This is a genomic window from Sphingomonas faeni, from assembly GCF_040407495.1.
In the GTDB taxonomy this organism is placed as follows: domain Bacteria; phylum Pseudomonadota; class Alphaproteobacteria; order Sphingomonadales; family Sphingomonadaceae; genus Sphingomonas; species Sphingomonas faeni_D.
Map to the genome: position 1 here is coordinate 413,350 of NZ_JAPZPP010000002.1, position 18,190 is coordinate 431,539.

The 18,190-nt window shown below is 66.6% G+C and carries 16 protein-coding genes; 9 read left to right on the plus strand and 7 right to left on the minus strand.

Annotated features, from left to right (window positions below; translation table 11 throughout):
* Nucleotides 1–20: 20 nt before the first annotated feature.
* Entirely contained in the window at nt 21–710 is a 690-nt protein-coding gene (locus tag O6W96_RS06875) for an SDR family NAD(P)-dependent oxidoreductase (protein ID WP_353468859.1), read from the plus strand.
* Complete coding sequence (locus O6W96_RS06880) at nt 700–1,635, plus strand: 50S ribosomal protein L11 methyltransferase (RefSeq protein ID WP_353468860.1); 936 nt, start codon at nt 700–702, stop codon at nt 1,633–1,635. The genes O6W96_RS06875 and O6W96_RS06880 overlap by 11 nt, the downstream gene beginning before the upstream one ends.
* A 164-nt stretch (nt 1,636–1,799) precedes the next feature.
* On the opposite strand, the gene phhA is transcribed toward O6W96_RS06880, so the two are convergent.
* On the minus strand, nt 1,800–2,669 hold the full coding sequence (phhA, locus tag O6W96_RS06885; RefSeq protein WP_353468861.1) for a phenylalanine 4-monooxygenase: 870 nt from the start codon (nt 2,667–2,669) through the stop codon (nt 1,800–1,802).
* 22 nt (nt 2,670–2,691) lie between these two features.
* Here phhA and O6W96_RS06890 point away from each other — a divergent pair, with 22 nt between their 5' ends.
* Nucleotides 2,692–3,357 (plus strand): TIGR02117 family protein, encoded by a 666-nt coding sequence (locus tag O6W96_RS06890; RefSeq protein ID WP_353468862.1) that lies wholly within the window; start codon nt 2,692–2,694, stop codon nt 3,355–3,357.
* A gap of 237 nt (nt 3,358–3,594) precedes the next feature.
* Here O6W96_RS06890 and O6W96_RS06895 read toward each other — a convergent pair whose 3' ends face one another.
* Both O6W96_RS06895 and O6W96_RS06900 read right to left on the minus strand, forming a co-directional pair.
* Nucleotides 3,595–3,873 (minus strand): hypothetical protein, encoded by a 279-nt coding sequence (locus tag O6W96_RS06895; RefSeq protein WP_353468863.1) that lies wholly within the window; start codon nt 3,871–3,873, stop codon nt 3,595–3,597.
* Nucleotides 3,874–4,878, minus strand: coding sequence for a glycerophosphodiester phosphodiesterase (locus O6W96_RS06900; RefSeq protein WP_353469376.1), 1,005 nt, complete (start codon nt 4,876–4,878; stop codon nt 3,874–3,876). It lies immediately after the preceding gene.
* Between the two features lie 141 nt (nt 4,879–5,019).
* Between O6W96_RS06900 and O6W96_RS06905 the strand changes: the two genes are divergently transcribed.
* From O6W96_RS06905 to O6W96_RS06930, 6 genes are all read left to right on the plus strand, one after another.
* Nucleotides 5,020–5,583 carry a 2Fe-2S iron-sulfur cluster-binding protein gene (locus O6W96_RS06905; RefSeq protein ID WP_353468864.1) on the plus strand — a complete coding sequence of 188 codons (564 nt, stop codon included), beginning with the start codon at nt 5,020–5,022 and terminating at the stop codon, nt 5,581–5,583.
* On the plus strand, nt 5,580–6,560 hold the full coding sequence (locus O6W96_RS06910) for an FAD binding domain-containing protein (protein ID WP_107964072.1): 981 nt from the start codon (nt 5,580–5,582) through the stop codon (nt 6,558–6,560). Before O6W96_RS06905 ends, O6W96_RS06910 begins: the two co-directional genes overlap by 4 nt.
* Before the next feature lie 2 nt (nt 6,561–6,562).
* Nucleotides 6,563–8,794 (plus strand): xanthine dehydrogenase family protein molybdopterin-binding subunit, encoded by a 2,232-nt coding sequence (locus O6W96_RS06915; protein WP_353468865.1) that lies wholly within the window; start codon nt 6,563–6,565, stop codon nt 8,792–8,794.
* A gap of 220 nt (nt 8,795–9,014) precedes the next feature.
* Nucleotides 9,015–11,219, plus strand: a complete 2,205-nt coding sequence (locus O6W96_RS06920; RefSeq protein ID WP_353468866.1) for a xanthine dehydrogenase family protein molybdopterin-binding subunit — start codon at nt 9,015–9,017, stop codon at nt 11,217–11,219.
* A gap of 143 nt (nt 11,220–11,362) precedes the next feature.
* Complete coding sequence (locus O6W96_RS06925; RefSeq protein WP_353468867.1) at nt 11,363–12,286, plus strand: XdhC family protein; 924 nt, start codon at nt 11,363–11,365, stop codon at nt 12,284–12,286.
* The gene (locus O6W96_RS06930) at nt 12,273–12,890 is read left to right on the plus strand and encodes a nucleotidyltransferase family protein (RefSeq protein ID WP_121886051.1); all 618 of its coding nucleotides are present in this window, start codon (nt 12,273–12,275) and stop codon (nt 12,888–12,890) included. Before O6W96_RS06925 ends, O6W96_RS06930 begins: the two co-directional genes overlap by 14 nt.
* Here the strand turns inward: O6W96_RS06930 and O6W96_RS06935 are convergent.
* From O6W96_RS06935 to O6W96_RS06950, 4 genes are all read right to left on the minus strand, one after another.
* Complete coding sequence (locus O6W96_RS06935; RefSeq protein WP_353468868.1) at nt 12,865–14,073, minus strand: ABC transporter permease; 1,209 nt, start codon at nt 14,071–14,073, stop codon at nt 12,865–12,867. The genes O6W96_RS06930 and O6W96_RS06935 overlap by 26 nt on opposite strands.
* Before the next feature lie 163 nt (nt 14,074–14,236).
* The gene (locus tag O6W96_RS06940) at nt 14,237–14,893 is read right to left on the minus strand and encodes an ABC transporter ATP-binding protein (protein ID WP_353469377.1); all 657 of its coding nucleotides are present in this window, start codon (nt 14,891–14,893) and stop codon (nt 14,237–14,239) included.
* A 58-nt stretch (nt 14,894–14,951) separates the two neighbouring features.
* Entirely contained in the window at nt 14,952–16,331 is a 1,380-nt protein-coding gene (locus O6W96_RS06945; RefSeq protein ID WP_353468869.1) for an efflux RND transporter periplasmic adaptor subunit, read from the minus strand.
* Entirely contained in the window at nt 16,331–17,812 is a 1,482-nt protein-coding gene (locus O6W96_RS06950) for an efflux transporter outer membrane subunit (protein ID WP_353468870.1), read from the minus strand. The genes O6W96_RS06945 and O6W96_RS06950 overlap by 1 nt, the downstream gene beginning before the upstream one ends.
* Between the last annotated feature and the right edge of the window lie 378 nt (nt 17,813–18,190).

Genomic DNA, 18,190 nt, shown 5'->3' on the forward strand with positions numbered 1-18,190 from the left:
CGCCGCGTTAAGGCCGGTCCATGACTATTCTTCTTACCGGCTCCAGCCGCGGTATCGGCGCGGCTATTCATGCGGCCCTGACCGACGCGGGCGCTTCCGTCATCGGGCATGGGACCGCTAGCGGTATTCCGGCCGACTTCAGCGATCCTGCGGGGCCGACTGCGTTGTGGAACGCGGCACTGGAGCAAGCTGGCGGTACGATCGATGTGCTGATCAACAATGCGGGCGTTTTCGAGGCGGCGCCGCTCGCCGACGACGACTGGACCGCGCAGTGGGAGCGGACGATGCGGATCAACCTGACCGCTTCGGCCGAGCTTTGTCGGTTGGCGGTGCTGCATTGGCAGGCGCGCGGGGTTGGCGGTCGGATCGTCAATATCGCGAGCCGGGCCGCCTATCGCGGGGATTCGCCGGCGCATTGGCATTATGCCGCGTCGAAAGCGGGGATGGTGGCGATGACCAAGACGATCGCTCGCGGGTATGCTCGGGAGGGGATCCTCGCGTTTGCAGTGTGTCCGGGGTTCACGATGACCGGGATGGCGGAGGATTATCTGTCGAGCCGTGGCGGCGATGCGTTGCTGGCGGACATTCCGCTCGGGCGGGTCGCGGCGCCTGATGAGATCGCGGCGGCGGCGAAATTTCTGGCGTTGGAGGCGCCGGCTTCGATGACGGGGTCGGTGATCGACGTGAACGGGGCGAGCTATGTCCGATAGTTGGAAGCTCACCCTCCCCTGCACGCGCGCGGAGGCGGAGGCGATCGATGCGAGCGACGACCTGACGATCGACGGTGTGTTGATGACCACCGAGGAGATCGAGGACGACGTCGAGTCCTGGCGGCTCGATGCGTATTTCGAACATGAGCCGGCGGCCGACACGGTCGCGGCGGTGCGCGCGCTGGTGCCTAGCGCGGTGGGGGCCGAGATCGCGGTCGAGCGGTTGGGCGATGCAGACTGGGTTACGATGAGCCAGGCTGGGCTGGAGCCTTTGTCGGTTGGGGGGTTCTTCGTGCATACCGGCGCGCATTCGGGCGCGGTGCCGGCGGACAAGCGGGCGTTCCTGATCGAGGCGAGCCGGGCGTTCGGGACGGGGCATCATGAGACGACCAGCGGGTGTCTGGCTATGCTGGACGGGTTGGCAGGGGCCGACTTTGCGAACGTGATCGATATCGGGACGGGGACTGGGTTGCTGGCGTTTGCGGCGGCGCATCTCTGGCCTGCGGCCAGGGTGATGGGGACGGATATCGATCCGGTCTCGATCGATGTGACGGCGGAGAATGCGGCGCTCAATGGTGTCGAGGGGATCGATCTGGTTGTGGCGGATGGTACGCTGGACGAGACGATCGTGGTGCAGGCGCCGTATGATCTGGTGATCGCGAACATTCTGGCGGGGCCGCTGGTGTCTATGGCGCCGGAGATTGCGTCTATTTCGGATGTTGGGGCGACGATCGTGCTGGCCGGGTTGCTGGAGACGCAGCGGGCCGGGGTTGTCGCGGCGTATGAGGGTTGTGGGTGTTTGCTCGAGGCTGTCGACCGGCGGGGGGATTGGAGCGTGCTTCGGTTGCGCGCTGGGGCGGAGAGGTTCGTGGCGGAGGGGCCGTTCGATCCCAAGGGGCGTGATGGGTGGGCGTTGGATATTTGAGGTAGCCGATATCTAGGGGCTGCCCTTCCCCCAAGAAGGATGTTCCCCCGCGAAGGCGGGGGTCCAGTCTGCGCCCCCGCCTTCGCGGGGGAACATGTTTGGAAGCGTTGCACTCACCCCACTTCCGGCACCACCCCGGCGGAGGCCGGGGTGGTGCTTCTGGTTTAAGCGCCGAGTTTCGCGTTCGCGTAATCCTGCGTGCCCTCGGTAATCACCACATCGCCCGGCTCGATCCGCGCGACGGGGATATCCGGGAGCGCCTTCAGTTCCTCGTACAGCGGCGCGAAGTCGGTCTCTACCGTCAGCCTGAGCAACTCCTCGAAGCTCGGAATGACGAAGTAGTTCTGCTGGAAATCGTCGATCCGGTACTCTGTGCGCATCACGCGCGCGAGATCGAGCGCGATCCGGTTGGGGCTTGGGTCGTCCAAGGCAAACCGCGTTTCTGCGTAGCTGGAGACGATGCCCGAGCCGTAGATGCGCAGGCCTTCGGGTTCCGCGATCAGGCCGAACTCGACCGTGTACCAGTAGAGCCGGCCGAGATACTTTAGCGCGTCCAGCCCCAGCGCGCGCTGGCCACCACGGCCATAGGCGGCGAGATAGTCGGCGAAGACCGGGTCGGCGAGCATCGGCACGTGGCCGAACACGTCGTGGAAGACGTCGGGTTCCTGCAGATAGTCGAGCTGGTCCGGACGGCGGATGAAGTTGCCGGCGACGAACCGCCGGTTTGCCATGTGATCGAAGAACACGTCGTCGGGGACGAGGCCGGGGACCGCGACCACCGACCAGCCGGTAAGCTTGGTCAGGCGTTCGGAGAGTTCCTCGAAATCGGGGATGCCGGGCTTCGACAGCTTCAATACATCGAGTCCGCGCAGCCAGGCGTTCGACGCGCGGCCGGGGAGCAGCTTCGACTGGCGCGCGAACAGCGTGTCCCAGGTCGCGTGATCCTCCGCGGTGTAATCCGCCCAGTTCTGCGGGATCGTCCAGTCGGGCGCGCCTTCGGGCGGGGTGCTCAGCACATGTGTGTCATTGGCCATGCGGCTGGTCTAGCATGACGGAATGAAGACGGAAACGCGCTGGGTTAAGTGGATTTTGTGGGCGATCGCGGCGGTGTTCGGGGTGATTGCGAGCTATGCGGTGGCGGGGCTGGTCGGCGGGTCGATCCCCAGCAATCGCGACTGGCGGGCGCCGGCCGAGGGGGTTCATATCTTCGTCGAGAGCAATGGCGTGCATACCTGGATCATCGTGCCGAAGGTCGCCGCGGGGGTGGACTGGCACCGGGTGGCTCGGGCGGAGGATCTTCGCGACCCCCGCTATGGCGCGTTCGATCATGTGGCGTTCGGGTGGGGGGAGAAGACGTTCTATCTGGAGACGCCGACCTGGGCGGACGTGAAGCTGCGGACCGTGGTTGCTTCGGCGGTCGGGAGTGATCGGACGTTGATGCATGTCGATCATCTGCCGAGGCCGCGTGCTGGGGATGGGGCTCGGGAGATCGTTGTGACGCCCGCGCAGTATCGGCGGTTGGCGGCGTATATCCGGGCGAGCTTTCGGAATGGGGGTGCGCGGTATCGGGGGTATGCGGGGTATGATGCGTTTTATGAGGCTAACGGGCGGTATAGCGCGGTGCGGACTTGTAATGCGTGGACGGGGGATGCGCTGCGGTTTGCGGGGGTGAAGGTGGGGGCTTGGACGCCGTTTCCGGTTACTGTGATGGGGTGGTTTTAGGGGGTGTCCTGTCCGCTAGTTTGTTCTCCCGCGAAGGCGGGAGTCCAGACTGGGCTCCCGCCTTCGCGGGAGAACAAGGAAGCAGAAGGAGCAGTTGTTTAGGCCACCACCCCGGCGGAGGCCGGGGCCCAATTGTCAGGCAGCGGTAACCGCGCGCAGTCCATCTTCAGCGACGTCCCCCAATTGGGCCCCGGCCTTCGCCGGGGTGGTAGTAAGGGGGGACGGGTATCAGGCCGCTCAGTTTCCCGCGCGGTAGTCCTGGTACTGGCCGCATTCCGAGCGCTGTGGGTCCTTCTTGCAGCGCTTCGCGAGTTCCTTGCGCTGCTTGCCCTCTGCGGCCTCCTGCTTGCGCATCTTCTTGCCGTAGTTGCGGTCCGATTCTTCCTGGCTGGTGGTGGTCCAGTCGACCGCCTTGCCGGCGACCTGGAACGGTGCCTTCACAATCGAGGTTGCGGTGCTGATGCAGCCACTTACGAGGAACGGCAGGACCGCGAGTACGGGAAGAACCTTACGCATTTACTTTACTCCTGCACGCGCCCGGTCGCGCGCCTGAGCCCCGTATAGCGGAAAGTCGGTGAAGAAACCGTCGATACCTTGTGCAAGCCCTGCGTCGATCTCTGCGGCGATGTCGCCGTGGGCTGCGGGGTCGGTGCCGCGGCGGAAGCGGGTTGGTTCGAAGTAGTTTTCGGCGCGGTAGGTCCAGGGGTGGACTCGCAGGCCGGCCGCGTGCGCGTCGGCGACCAGCGTGGTGGGGGTCGCGTCGGTCCAGAGCATGCTCTTGTTCGGGCCGATGCCGTAGGCGTAGGCGGCGACCGCCTTGAGACCTTCGGACGTGATCATCGCCTTGTAGCTCGGCTGTGCGCCATCGGCGGGACCGCCCTCCCCGTCCATGAGCTGGATCAGGCGGATTTTGGTCATCTTGTGGAGGCGCTGGAGGTTGGCGACCTCGAACGACTGGATGAACACCGGCGCCTTGGCCGAATCCCAGCCGGCCTCGCGCAGTTCGGCGACCAGCTTCGCGTCGGTCGGATGGCCGATCTTGGCGAAATAGGTCGGATGCTTGGTCTCGGGATAGATGCCGATCGTCCGGCCCGTCTCGGTCGTGCGGCGCTTGGCGAGCGCGATGATCTCGGCGAGCGTCGGGATTGCGAATTGGCCGTCATAAGCGGTGTTCGCGGGGCGCAGCTTGGGCAGACGTTCCTTCGCGCGCAGCGTCTTCAGTTCGGCGAGTGTGAAGTCCTCGACGAACCAGCCGGTCATCGTCTGGCCATCGATCGTCTTGGTGGTCTTTCGCGCGGCGAACTCTGAATGGTCGGCGACGTTGGTCGTTTCCGCGATGTTGTTCTCGTGGCGCGCGACGAGGACGTCGTCCTTGGTCGGCACCAGATCGGGCTCGATGAAGTCCGCGCCCTGGTCGATCGCGAGCGAATAAGCCGCCAGCGTATGCTCGGGTCGAAGCCCGCTCGCACCGCGGTGCGCAATGACGATTGGGGGCGACAATCGGGGAGAAGCTGGCGTCATCGCAACAGTTTGCCCGCTCAGCGCTATGAACGCCAGCGTACCAACACGTGAGAGCTTGTCGCAATAGGAAACGATCGGTCGCATCGGCGTTGAGTCCTCGAAATCCGTACATTCCCGGCACATTCAACCAGGGGCATCCCCATGCATTTCACGATCAATGGTCAATCATATGACGCCGAGCCCGATATTCGCACGTCGGTGCTCGACCTTTGCCGCGAGCATCTCGGGCTGACGGGGTCGAAGAAGGGTTGCGATCATGGCCAGTGCGGCGCGTGCACGGTGCTGATCAACGGGCGCCGCGTCAATTCCTGCCTGACGCTCGCGGTGATGCACCAGGACGACGAGATCACGACGATCGAGGGGATCGGCCAGCCGGGCAATCTCCACGCGTTGCAGGACGCGTTCGTTCGGCATGACGGCTATCAGTGCGGATATTGCACGCCGGGGCAGATCTGTTCGGCGGTCGGCATGCTCGACGAGGTCAAGAAGGGCTGGGCCAGCCATGCGTCGGGCGACCTGACCGATCCGAAGTTCGACGATGCCGAGATTTCCGAGCGGATGAGCGGCAATCTGTGCCGCTGCGCCGCCTACCCGAACATCGTCGATGCGATCCGCGAAGTCGGTGGTGCCGAGCCTGCCGGCCGGACCGCGGACGAGAAGGATGCCGCGATGGAAGCCAACGTACGCGGGGAGCTGGTGGCATGAAGACCTTCACGTACGAGAAGCCCGCGACGCCTGAGGCTGCGGTCAAGGATATCGATACCGTTGGTGCCAAGTTCATCGCGGGCGGTACGAACCTGCTCGACCTGATGAAGTTGCAGGTCGAGACGCCGGACAAGCTGGTCGACATCTCGCGGCTCGATCTCGCGAAGATCGAGGAGCGCGAGGATGGCGGGCTGACGATCGGTGCGCTGGTGCCGAACAGCGATCTCGCCGCCGATCGCCGCGTCGTCGCCAAGTACGAGGTGCTGAGTCGCGCGTTGCTCGCCGGTGCCTCGGGGCAGTTGCGCAACAAGGCGTCGACCGGGGGCAATCTGCTCCAGCGGACGCGGTGCTATTATTTCTACGACACCGCGGCGGCGTGCAACAAGCGTGAGCCGGGTAGCGGCTGTTCGGCGATCGGTGGCTTCAACCGCATCCTCGCTGTGCTGGGGACGAGCGAGCATTGCATCGCGACGCACCCGAGCGACATGGCGGTGGCGATGCGTGCGCTCGACGCGACGATCGTGACGCTGAAGGCAGACGGCGATCGTCGGCGGATCTCGATCCACGACTTCTATCGCCTGCCCGGCGACACGCCGCAGATCGAGAACGCGCTCGAAGCGGGTGAACTGATCACGCACATCGAGCTGCCCGCGCCGGTCAAGGGCAAGCAGGAATACCGCAAGGTGCGCGATCGTGCGTCCTATGCGTTCGCGCTCGTCTCGGTGGCGGCGATCGTCGACGTGCAAGACGGCGTGATCGCGTCGGCTTCGCTTGCGTTCGGTGGCCTTGGGCCGATGCCGTGGCGCAATCCGGCGGTCGAGGCGGCGCTGGTCGGCAAGGCGCCGTCCGATGCCGTGTTCGAGGCTGCGGCGACCGCGTTGCTGGCCGATGCCAAGGGCTATGGCTCGAACGACTTCAAGATCCCCCTCGCCCGTCGCACGCTGATCGCGACGCTGCGCAACGTCACGGGAGCATAAGCATGTTTGGTCTTGGCACTACGAACAGCCTGACGATGGACAAGCCGCATCCGGACAGTCTTCTGGATACGGGCGTTCAGGGCGTTATCGGCAAGCCGCTCGACCGGATCGACGGACCGCTGAAGGTCACCGGCACGGCGACCTACGCCGCGGAATACCAGTTCGCCAACATGGCGTTCGGTGTTCTCGTCGGCACGAAGATCTCGGCTGGCAAGGTCGTTTCGATCGACGTGGATGCGGTGAAGAGCATGCCCGGCGTAATCGACGTCGTGACCGATTTCGATCGGTTCATCCGCGTTGCGGCACAGGGCGGTGCGACCGATGCGCCGACGCAGGGCGTGAAGGACATCGCGTTCTTCGGCCAGATCGTCGCGATCGTGCTCGCCGAGAGCTTCGAAGTCGCGCGTGACGCTGCGGCTCGGTTGCCGATCGAGTATCAGGCGAGCGAGGGGCAGTACGACTTCGCCGCGCATCGTGACGAGACTCGCAAGCCGGCGGACGATGCCACGCAGGCGCATTTTGCGCAGGGCGATGTCGACAAGGCGATGGACGACGCGCCGGTGACGATCGACGTTACCTACGTCACGCCGAGTCAGAATTCCGCGGCGATGGAGCCGCATGCCTCGATCGCGGTGTGGGAAGAGGATGGCTCGCTGGCGCTGTACGGCGCGTATCAGATGCCGACGTCGGATGCGCAGCAACTGGCGAAGTCGCTCGGCGTGTCCGAGAAGAAGGTGCGGATCATCGCGCGTTATATCGGCGGCGGGTTCGGATCAAAGCTCGGCATCGCGCCCGAGAGCGTCGCGGCGGCGATCGCGGCGAAACAGCTTGGCCGTCCGGTCAAGGCGGTGATGGCACGCCAGCAGGTGTTCGAGGCGACCGTCCGCCGCTCGAATACCGAGCAGCGCATCCGGCTTGCGGCCGATGCCACCGGCAAGCTCAGCGCGATCGGTCACGAGACGCTCACCTCCAACCAGTCGACCGAGGATTATTTCGAGCCAGCGGGTATCGGCACGCACATGCTGTACGGTGGCGAGAACCGGATCATCACGCACGACATCGTCGATGTGAATTTCGTCGTGTCGGGCTCGATGCGCGCGCCGGGTGAGGCCGTCGGCATGATGGCGCTGGAAGGCGCGATGGACGAACTGGCCGAGAAGCTCGACATGGATCCGATCGAACTGCGCCGGATCAACGACCCGGCGGTCGATCCGGAGAAGGACGTACCGTATTCGTCGCGCAATCTGACGCGTGCACTGGACGAGGGCGCGGCCAAGTTCGGCTGGGACAAGCGCCAGAAGGCCGGGACGCGGCGCGAGGGCGAGTGGCTGATCGGGACGGGCGTGGCTGCGGCGGTGCGCGGGAACATGATGCAGGAATCGTCCGCCAAGGTGGAGATTCACCCGGACGGCTCGGCGACGGTGTCGTCGGCGATGACCGACATCGGTACGGGCAGCTACACGATCCTGGCGCAGATCGCGTCCGAGATCCTGGGTATTCCGGTCGAGAACATCACCATGTCCTTGGGCGATACCAACGATCCTCCTGCCGCCGGTTCGGGCGGTTCGTGGGGCGCGACGTCGTCGGGAACGGCCGTGTATCTTGCGTGCGAGATGCTGCGTGGGAAGCTCGCCAAGGCGATGGACGTCGACGAGGGCGACCTGACGCTGAAGGACGGCAAGGCGATCGGCGACAACCGCTCGACCCCGATCGGCGAGCTGGTCGGGACGGGTCTCGAGGCGACCGGGCATATCAAGCCGGGCAAGCAGGAGAAGGAAACGACCCAGGCATCGTTTGGCGCGCATTTCGCCGAGGTCGCTGTGAACGCGGTAACGGGCGAAGTACGCGTGCGGCGGATGCTCGGGTCGTTCGCGGCGGGGCGCGTGCTCAACGCGAAGACTGCGCGGTCGCAGTGCCTGGGCGGGATGACGTTCGGCATCGGCGCGGCGCTGACCGAGGACCTGATCCACGATCTGCGTACCGGCAAGCTGGTGAACCACGACCTCGCGGAATATCACGTGCCGGTGAACGCCGACATTCCGCAGATGGACGTCCACTTCGTCGACGAGCGCGACATTCATGCGAACCCGATCCACGCGAAAGGGATCGGCGAGCTGGGGATTTCGGGTGCAGGTGCTGCGGTGGCGAACGCAGTGTATAATGCGACGGGGATCCGAGTGCGCGAGTTCCCGATCACGCTCGACAAGCTGCTGGATCAGTTGCCGGCTGTTTGAGGGCGGGCTGAGTACAGCTCGCCTCTTGTAAAAGTTACCCCCCCCCGGCGGAGGCCGGGGCCCAATTGGGAAGGCTTTGATAACGGAGGACTGTCCGCCGTTACTCTCGTTTCCCAATTGGGCCCCGGCCTTCGCCGGGGTGGTAATTGAGGAATGTGTGGCGACCTCGTCAAACACCCCCGCCCTACCCATATCCTCCCTTCCACCCGAGGACCGACGAATGAACGAACACGTGATGGATGCGGCGTTTCGGCCGGGTGGTCTCGACCGCGCTAAGCAGGGCGTTCTCGGGCTGGGGCTCGACCGGATCGAGGGGCCGGCTAAGGTCACCGGCGTTGCGGACTACGCGTATGAGGGCACGCCCGACGGCATCGCCTATGCCGCGATCGTCGGTACGCCGGTGGGCAGCGGGCGCATTCTCGGCATCGACGTGAGTACGGCCGAAGCGTTGCCCGGTGTCATTGCCGTCATCCATGACGACGCGCGCATGCCGGCTGGCGAGTCCAACTCGCGCGCGATGCCGCTGTTCGATACCGACGTCATCCTCCACCTAGGCCAGCCGGTCGCGATCGTCGTCGCGGAGGATCAGGCGATCGCCCGCGATGCGGCGGCGCTGGTCGTGGTCCGCACCGAGGCGGGCGAGGATCGCTTCGACGTCGAGGCGCAGCCGATCGATACCGCGCCCAAGATCGGCTTCCTGCCGCCGATCGACAATGGCGATCTCGACGCGGTGATGGCGGATGCGCCTGTGACGTTCGACCGGACCTACACGACGCCCGTGCATTTCCCCGCCGCGTTGGAGCCGCATGCGACCACCGCATGGTGGGAGGGCGACAAGCTGACCGTGCGGTCGAGCAACCAGGTGATCGGCGGCGCGCGCAAGACGATCGCCAAGGCGCTGAAGATCGATGCGGACAAGGTGCGTGTCCTCGCGCCGTATGTCGGCGGCGGGTTCGGCGGGAAGACCGGTGTCGGTCCCGAGGCGATCCTCGCGGCGATCGCGGCGGAGGTCGTTGGGCGGCCGGTGAAGGTCGCGCTGCCCCGCCGCCAGACTGCGTACATGGTGCATCATCGCTCGCACACGACACAGCGGATCCGCATCGCTGCCGACGCAAACGGCGTGATCCTCGGCATGGGGCATGAGAGCGTCGTCGCGCAGAACGACGATGGCGAGTTTCTCGAGCCGGTGCCGTTCGGGACGTTGCCGCTGTACCGGGGCGACGCGCGGCGGTTCAAGACCGACCTCGTGCGCGTCGACCTGCCCGCGAGCGGTGCGGTGCGGGCGCCGGGCGAGGCAGTGGGCACGTTCGGGGTCGAGTGCGCGATGGACGAACTGGCCGAGCAACTCGGGATCGACCCGATCGAACTGCGGCGGCGCAACGAGCCGGAGACCGATCCGGTAAGCGGCAAACCGTTCTCCACGCGGCGGATGGTCGATTGCTACACCCAGGGCGCCGAGCGGTTCGGCTGGCCGGACACGGTGCCGGCGCCGGGGTCGGTGCGCGACGGCGAATGGCTGGTCGGGATCGGCATGGCGGCGAGCCTGCGCGGCAACTTCACCGTCGAGGCGCAGGCGCGCGTGCGGCTGGAGGCGGATGGCCGCGCGACGGTGGAGTGCGACATGACCGACATCGGCACGGGGACGTACACGATCCTGGCGCAGACCGCGGGCGAGATGCTCGGGCTGCCGGTCGCCGAGGTGAACGTGCGGCTCGGCGATACCGATTTCCCGCCGAGCGCTGGCTCGGGCGGGTCGTTCGGGGCGGGCAGCGCGTGTTCGGCCGTGGTGCTCGCGTGCGAGGATATCCTTGGCGAACTGTCGCTCAGGATGAACGCCGCGCCCGAGGATCTGAGCCTGCACGACGGGTGCGTGAGCGCTGGCGGGCGGTCGGTAAAGCTGGCCGATCTCGTGCGCGGTGAGCCGATCGTGGCGATGGGCAAGACCGGGCCGGGTGTCGAGAGCAAGCGCACCAGCCAGGCGAGCCACGGCGCGCACTTCGTCGAGGTCGCGGTGAACGCAGTGACGGGCGAAACGCGCGTGCGGCGGATGCTGGGCGTGTTCGATGTCGGGCGGGTGCTCAATCGCAAGACCGCGACGAGCCAGATCACCGGCGGAATGGCGTGGGGGATCGCCTATGCGCTGAGCGAGGAGGGCGTGGTGGACACGCGGACGGGGGCGTTCGTGAACCCCGATTTCGGCGAATATCACGTCGCGGTGAATGCCGACATTCCTCAGCTGGAAGTGCATTTTATCGAGGAGATCGACGATTCCGCGAACCCGGTGGGGGCGAAGGGCGTTGGCGAGCTTGGGATTTCCGGCGCGGGGGCTGCGGTGGCGAATGCTATCTATAACGCGACCGGGGTTCGGGTTCGGGATTTTCCGGTAACGCTCGACAAGCTGCTCGAAGGTTTGCCGGCCATCTGATCCTCCCCGGCACGGGGAGGGGGACCGCGCCCCTTGGCGAGGTGGAGGGGGGTGACCCCGAGCGTAACGTTTGCGGCTGGCCCCCTCCACCAGCTGCGCTGGTCCCCCTCCCCGCGTGCGGGGAGGAATAGAAGAGAGACAATATGGCCGAAAACGATAGCGTGCTCGCTGCTGCGAAGACCTGGAAGGGCGAGAAGATGGCGATCGCCACGGTCGTCTCGACCTGGGGATCCGCGCCGCGGCCCAAGGGGAGCCATATGCTCGTCCATGCCGATGGGCGGTTCGAGGGATCGGTGTCCGGCGGGTGCGTCGAGAGCGATATTCTTGCCACCGCCGCCGAGGTGATCGCGGGGGCGCCGTTCCAGGTGCGCAACTACGGCGTGGCGGATGCGGCGGCGTGGGAAGTCGGGTTGCCGTGCGGCGGCGAGATCGCGGTGATGGTGCAGCCTGTGTCCGCCGAAGGGTTCGATCCCGAGCTGTTCGACCGGATCGCAGATGCGCGCGACCACGGCGATGCGCTGACGGTGACGACCGACCTCGCGACCGGGCATAGCGACGCGCGGCCGCTTGAGACCGGCGAGGTGTTCGTCAACCGCTACGATCCGCCGCGCCGGCTGCTGATCGTCGGCGCGGTGCAGATCGCGCAGGCCTTGGCCGGGCTCGCGCGCGAACTCGGGATCGAGACGGTGGTGATCGATCCGCGCGCGCGCTTCCTGACCGAGGAGCGGTTTCCGGGCGTGACGCTCGACGACCGTTGGCCGGACGAGGCGATCGCCGCGCTCCGCCCCGGTCCCTCGACCGCGGTCGTGACGCTGAGCCACGACATCAAGATCGACGACCCCGCGCTGATCGCCGCGCTCGCATCCGATGCCACCTATGTCGGTGCGCTCGGTAGCCGCAAGAGCCATGCGGCGCGGCGCGAGCGGCTTGCCTCGGAAGGCGTTACAGCGGAGAACATCGATCGGATCGATGCGCCGGTCGGGCTCGACATCGGCGCGATCGGACCCTCAGAGATTGCGCTGTCGGTCGCGGCGGCGATGATAGGAGCGTTCAATGATCGCCGCTGAAAACGTCTTCCTCATCCTCCTCGCGGCTGGGCGCTCGGAGCGATTCGGCATTCCGAACAAGCTCGAGGTGCCGTTCCTCAACAAGCCGCTCGGGATGCACGTCGTCACGGCGTTCGAGAACATTCCGTTCAAGCGGCGGCTGGTGGTCACCGACGGCTGCAAGCTCGACTTCATCAGCCATCATTTCGAGGTGGTGCATAACGACGATCCGTCGTCGGGGATGTCGCAGTCGGTGAAGCTCGGCGTACAGTGCGCGAAGGACGAGGGCGCGGAGGCGGTGCTGATCGCGCTGGCGGACATGCCGCGCGTGACCGCGGCGCATATCTACCGGATGCTCGATGCCGCCGACAGCGCGGACGCGGTGGTCGCATCGAGCGATGGCGAGAAGCCGAGCCCCCCTGCCCTGTTCGGGCGCGATCGGTTCGATTTCCTGCTGACGCTGGACGGCGATGCGGGTGCGCGCGACCTGGTGCAGGCCGGGCGGCATGTCGTGACCGCGCCCGCCGAACTGATCGATATCGACACGCCCGAGGATCTGGACCGGCTGCAGGCGCTGGTCCGCGATCCCAAGGCGGCGATCACTCGTGCCTTAACGCGTCGATAGGGTTCATCGCCGCGGCGCGCCGTGCCGGGAAATAACCGAAGACGACGCCGATCACCGCGGAGATCGCGAAGGCGAAGATGTTGATCTCGGGCACGAACAGCCACTGAACCTTGATCAGCGGCGCGATGATCGCGATCGCGGCCTGCGCGACGATCAGACCAATGACGCCGCCGAGGCACGACAAAGCGATCGCCTCGACGAGGAACTGCAACAGCACCTCGCGCGCGACCGCGCCGATCGCGAGGCGTATGCCGATCTCGCGCGTGCGCTCGGTCACCGACACCAGCATGATGTTCATGATGCCGATCCCGCCGACCACGAGGCTGATCCCGGCGACCGCGGCGACGATGCCGGTGAGCAGCGTCGTGGTCCCGGTCAGCGTGTCCGAAATCTGCTTGGTGTCGAAGATGTTGAAGTTGTTGTCCTGTCCGGCGGCGAGGTGGCGACGCTCGCGGAGCAGGTCGGTCAGCGATGCCTGGACCTGTTGCGTGTCGTAGCCCTGATCGACGCCGACGAGGATCGCCGCGACGTTCTGGTTGCCGGTGAAGCGGCGCTGGACGGTCTTGATCGGCATGACCACGACATCGTCCTGGTCGCCGCCGAAACCCGCCTGCCCGCGCGTGCTGAGCGTGCCAATCACGTCGCACGAGATGTCGTTGAGGCGGATCCGCTGGCCGATCGGATCGGCGCCGCGGAACAGGTTCTGGATGACGGTGTTGCCGAGGATGCAGACCGCCTTGCCCGCGGCTTCCTCCTGCGCGGTGAACACGCGACCGCCCGCGAGAGGCCAGGGCTGGACCTCGAAATAGGCGCCGGTGGTGCCGTTGATCGTGGTGCTCCAGTTGGCGCCGTTGTAGATCGCGGTGGCGCTGCGCTGTTCGGTCGGGGCGACCGCGGTGACGCCGGCGATCTGCCGCGCGATCGGGTCGATGTCGTCCATCTTGAGCGGCGGCGGCGGCGGCCCGCCACCACCGCGGCCGAAGCCCTGACCGGGACGGATCTGGAGGATGTTGGTGCCGAGCGACGAGATCGACTGCTGGACGGCGGCGGTGGTCGCCTTGCCGAGCGTGACCATCGTCACGACCGCGCCGACGCCGATGACGATGCCGAGGATGGTGAGGAACGACCGGAGCATGTGCCGGCGGATCGAGCGGAGCGCGAGGACGAGGGTTGTGCCGAACATTAGCGCGTCGCCCCGGTATTGAGAACACTGGTTTGCTGCTCCCCTCCCGCCTGCGGGAGGGGTCGGGGGAGGGGCTGATCAAACAGACCGGACGCCAGTACGTACGTCGCGCCCTCCCCTGACCCCTCCCGCAAGCGGGAGGGGAATGCGTTCAGAGGGGTGCTCACGAGTCCACGCTTTCGCCTTGGCGGTGCTGGCTTTCGATGCGTTCTACCAGGCCGTCCTTGAAGTGGACCACCGTCCTGGCGAAGGCGGCCATGTCGGGCTCATGCGTCACCATCAGGACCGTGATGTTCTTCTCCGCATTCAACCGCGTGAGGAGCTGCATGATCTCGACCGAGCGTTCGCTGTCGAGGTTGCCGGTCGGCTCGTCAGCGAGCAGCACGTCGGGGCTGGTGACCAGCGCGCGGGCGATCGCGACTCGCTGTTGCTGGCCGCCGGACAGTTCGGCGGGGGTGTGGTCCCACCAGTCCGCGAGGCCGACCGTGTCGAGGCTCGCCATCGCCGCATCCCGGCGCGCGCGCTTTTCGTCGCCGCGGTAGAGCAAGGGGAGTTCGACATTCTCCAGCGCGGAGGTGCGCGAGAGGAGGTTGAAGCCCTGGAACACGAAGCCGAGGTGATTGCGGCGGAGCAGCGCACGCTGGTCGCGGTCGAGCGTCTCGACATGGTGGCCCTGGAACGTGAACGTCCCCGCGCTCGGCACGTCGAGGCAGCCGAGGATGTTCATCGTCGTCGACTTGCCCGACCCCGATGGCCCCATCACCGCGACGAAATCGCCCGCCGCGATATCCAGGTCGACGCCCTTGAGCGCCTGGAACATCGTCGCGCCGGTGCCGTACGTCTTGGTGACGCCCCGCAAGGAAATCAGCGGGGGCGGATTACTGGCCACCGCCCGCACCCTTGCTGGCGCCGCCCGACCGGCGCGGAGTCTTGGTCGTGTCGGTGCCGGTGGCGAGTTGGCCGATGATGACCTGCGCGCCGGGCTGGAGATTGCCCGACAGGACTTCGGTCATCGTCCCGTTGGTGTCGCCGGTGGTGATCTGGACAGGCTGTGGCGTACCGTCGGCGCCCTTGATGTAGATCGTCTGCTGCGAGCCGCGATCGAGCTTCGCGGTCCGTGCTGCCGGACCGCCGGCGCCGCGCCGTGGCCGGAAGGTCAGCGAGCCGGCGATGCCGCCGCCCGAATCCTTCGCGCCGTCCGCGCTCGGCTTGAAACGCAACGCGGCGTTGGGGACGAGCATGACGTTGCGCTTGTCCGAGGTGACGATGTCCGCGGTCGCGGTCATGCCCGGGCGCAGCGTCAGCGACGGGTTCGCGACAGTCAGGTCGGCGGCGTAGGACACCACCTGGCCGGTGGAGGTCGTCGTGGTCGTGGTCGACGAGGTGGCCGAGCTGACCGTCAGGTTCGAGCCGAGATCGACGCGCGTGATCGTCGCGGGGAAAGTCTGGCCGGGGAACGCGTCCACCGTGAAGCTGGCCTTCTGGCCGATCTTGACCTCGCCGACATCGGCTTCGTCGATCGCGACCTCGAGCTTCATCTTGGTGAGGTCTTCGGCGATCACGAACAGCGTCGGCGTGTTGAAGGAAGATGCGACGGTCTGGCCGGGATCGATCTGGCGCGCGAGCACGACACCGGTGACGGGCGAGCGGATGATCGCACGCGCCCGCTGCGTCTGGTTCTGCGCGAGAAGCGCGCGGCTGGCGACGACGTTGGCTTCGGCGACCTTCTGCGCCGCGACCGCACGCGCGTAGTCGGCGCGGCCGGTCTGGAGCTCGGTCTTGGACGGCACGCGGCCACCCGAAAGGCGCGAGACCTCTTCGAGGCGGTTCAGCTGCGCGCGCGATTCGGCGACGGTCGCCTGTGCCTGCGCGACCTGCGCCTGGTTCGCAGCGAGCTGAGCGCTGGTTTGGCGGATCTGGTCGTCGAGCTGTTCGGGATCGATCAGCGCGAGCGGCTGGCCGGCGGTCACGCGGTCGTTGACGTCGACGACGACCTTGGTGACGAGGCCCGACAGCTGCGAGCCGACCGTAACCTGCGTGGTCGGGGCGAGCTTGCCGGTTGCCGAGACGCTGACGGTCAGGTTGCCGCGCTGGGCGGCCTGCGTGGAATATTGCGTCTGCTCCTTCGCGCCGAAGCACTTGGCGAGCAGCAGGCACAGTAGGACCACGCCGACCGCGATCACGACCCACTTTACGTAGCGTTTCCAGGGGGCCTGCGGCTTTACGCCGAGAAAGTCGTCGATCGATGCGTCGGCCATCAGCGTGCCTCTGAAGTGTTCTGCGCACGCGGTGGCGCTTCGGGAATGACGGTATAATCCCAGCCGCCGCCGAGCGCCGCGTACAGCGCGATCAGCGCGGTCGCAGCATCGGCGCGCGCTTGCGTGGCGCCGTTGCGGGCGGACAGGAGTGCGGTTTCCTGCTGGTTGAGCGTGGTGAAATCGGTGAGGCCGGTGCGGTATTGGCTGCGGCTGAGGATCGCGGAATTGTTCGATGCGTCGAGCGCGATCGCGAATTGCCGCTCGCGTTCCTGCGCGGTCTGGAGCGCGACGACGGCGTTCTCGACATCCTCCAGCGCGGTCAGGACGGTGGATTTGTAGAGCGCGAGCGCACCGTCGGCGGCGGCTTCGCTGGTGCGGACTTGGCTTCGCAACCGCCCGCCATTGAAGATCGCCTGGGTCAGGCCGGCGAACAGGCTACCGGTGATCGCGTCGCCGATGTTGCCGATCGAGGTCGCGTTGGTGTTCAGATTGCCGGTGATCGCGAGCGCGGGATAAAGCTGTGCCTTGGCGACGCCGATCCGCGCGGTGGCGGCGGCGAGCGCGCGTTCGGCAGAGCGGATGTCGGGGCGCTGGCGCAGCGTGTCGGCGGGGATGCCGACGCCGACCGCGGCGGGGCCGGTCGGGATCGCCTTGGCCGGCGCCATCATCGCCCGGAGCGCGCCGGGGGCCTGGCCGGTCAGCACGCCGATCCGCGCGACGGCGGCGGCATATTGCTGGTCGAGGCTGGGGATCGTCGCGGCGGTCTGCGCGCGCTGGGCGCGCGCCTGTTCGGCATCGACGCTGGAGACGAGCCCGGCCTGGACGCGGAAGCCGGCGATCTCGAGATTGTCGTCCTGGATCGCGAGCGAGGCGCGGGCGTTGGCGAGTTGCTGCTGGTACGAGCGCGCGAGGACGTAATTGCGCGCGACCTCGCTTTCGACAGAGATCAGCACGGTGGCGTAGTCGTAGCCCGACGCGGCATAGTCGGCACGGCTGGCCTCGACGGTGCGGCGGATCTCGCCGAACACGCCGACTTGGTAGCTGGCGCTGGCGCCGAGCGTGAAGCTGTTCGCGCCGCCGCCGCCGGTGTCGACGACCGTGCCGTCGGGCAGCGTGAACGAGCGCCCGCCGCCGCGGACGTTCTCGTTGCGCTGATAGCCGGCCGAGCCGTTGACCGTCGGGAGCAACGATGCGCGGTTCTGGAGCAGGCTTTCGCGGGCCTGTCTGAGGCGGGCGACGGACTGCGCGAGGTCGAGGTTGGCGGCGGCGGCCTGCTCGACGAGCTGGCCGAGGACGGGGTCGTCGAACTTCTGCCACCAGCGGGTGAGATCTTGGGGCTTAGTTTCGGGGGTGACCGAATAGGCGTCGGGGACGCCCAGCTCTGCCGCGGCCTTGGGGTGGTAGTCCGGGCCGACGGTGCAGCCGGCTAGCAGGACGCCCGCGGATACGGGTGCGAAGAGAAGGACGCGGACGCGGGACATGGGCGGCAGGCATGACCACGCGGCTGGGGCTAGTCCAGCGGTTTTGTGTCGCGAGGTGTCGCAGGTGGGGTGGATTGGCGGGGTCTCTGTTTTGGGATCGGTGTCGATACGCGTTTGCCGCGTGGCCATCTCCAGACACTGAAGTGCCCCCCGCATAAACTTTCGTCATCCTCGCGAAGGCGGGGATCCATATACTCGGGCGTCAGCGAGCTTGCGGTAAGGTCTGCCAATATGGGTTCCCGCCTCCGCGGGAATGACGGGAGAAGATCTGGGTCCGCATCCGCCACACACCACCACCCCGGCGAAGGCCGGGGCCCAATTGGGCGGACCGGGCTGATGAATGACTGTGGGCTATTACAACTGCCTTTCCAATTGGGC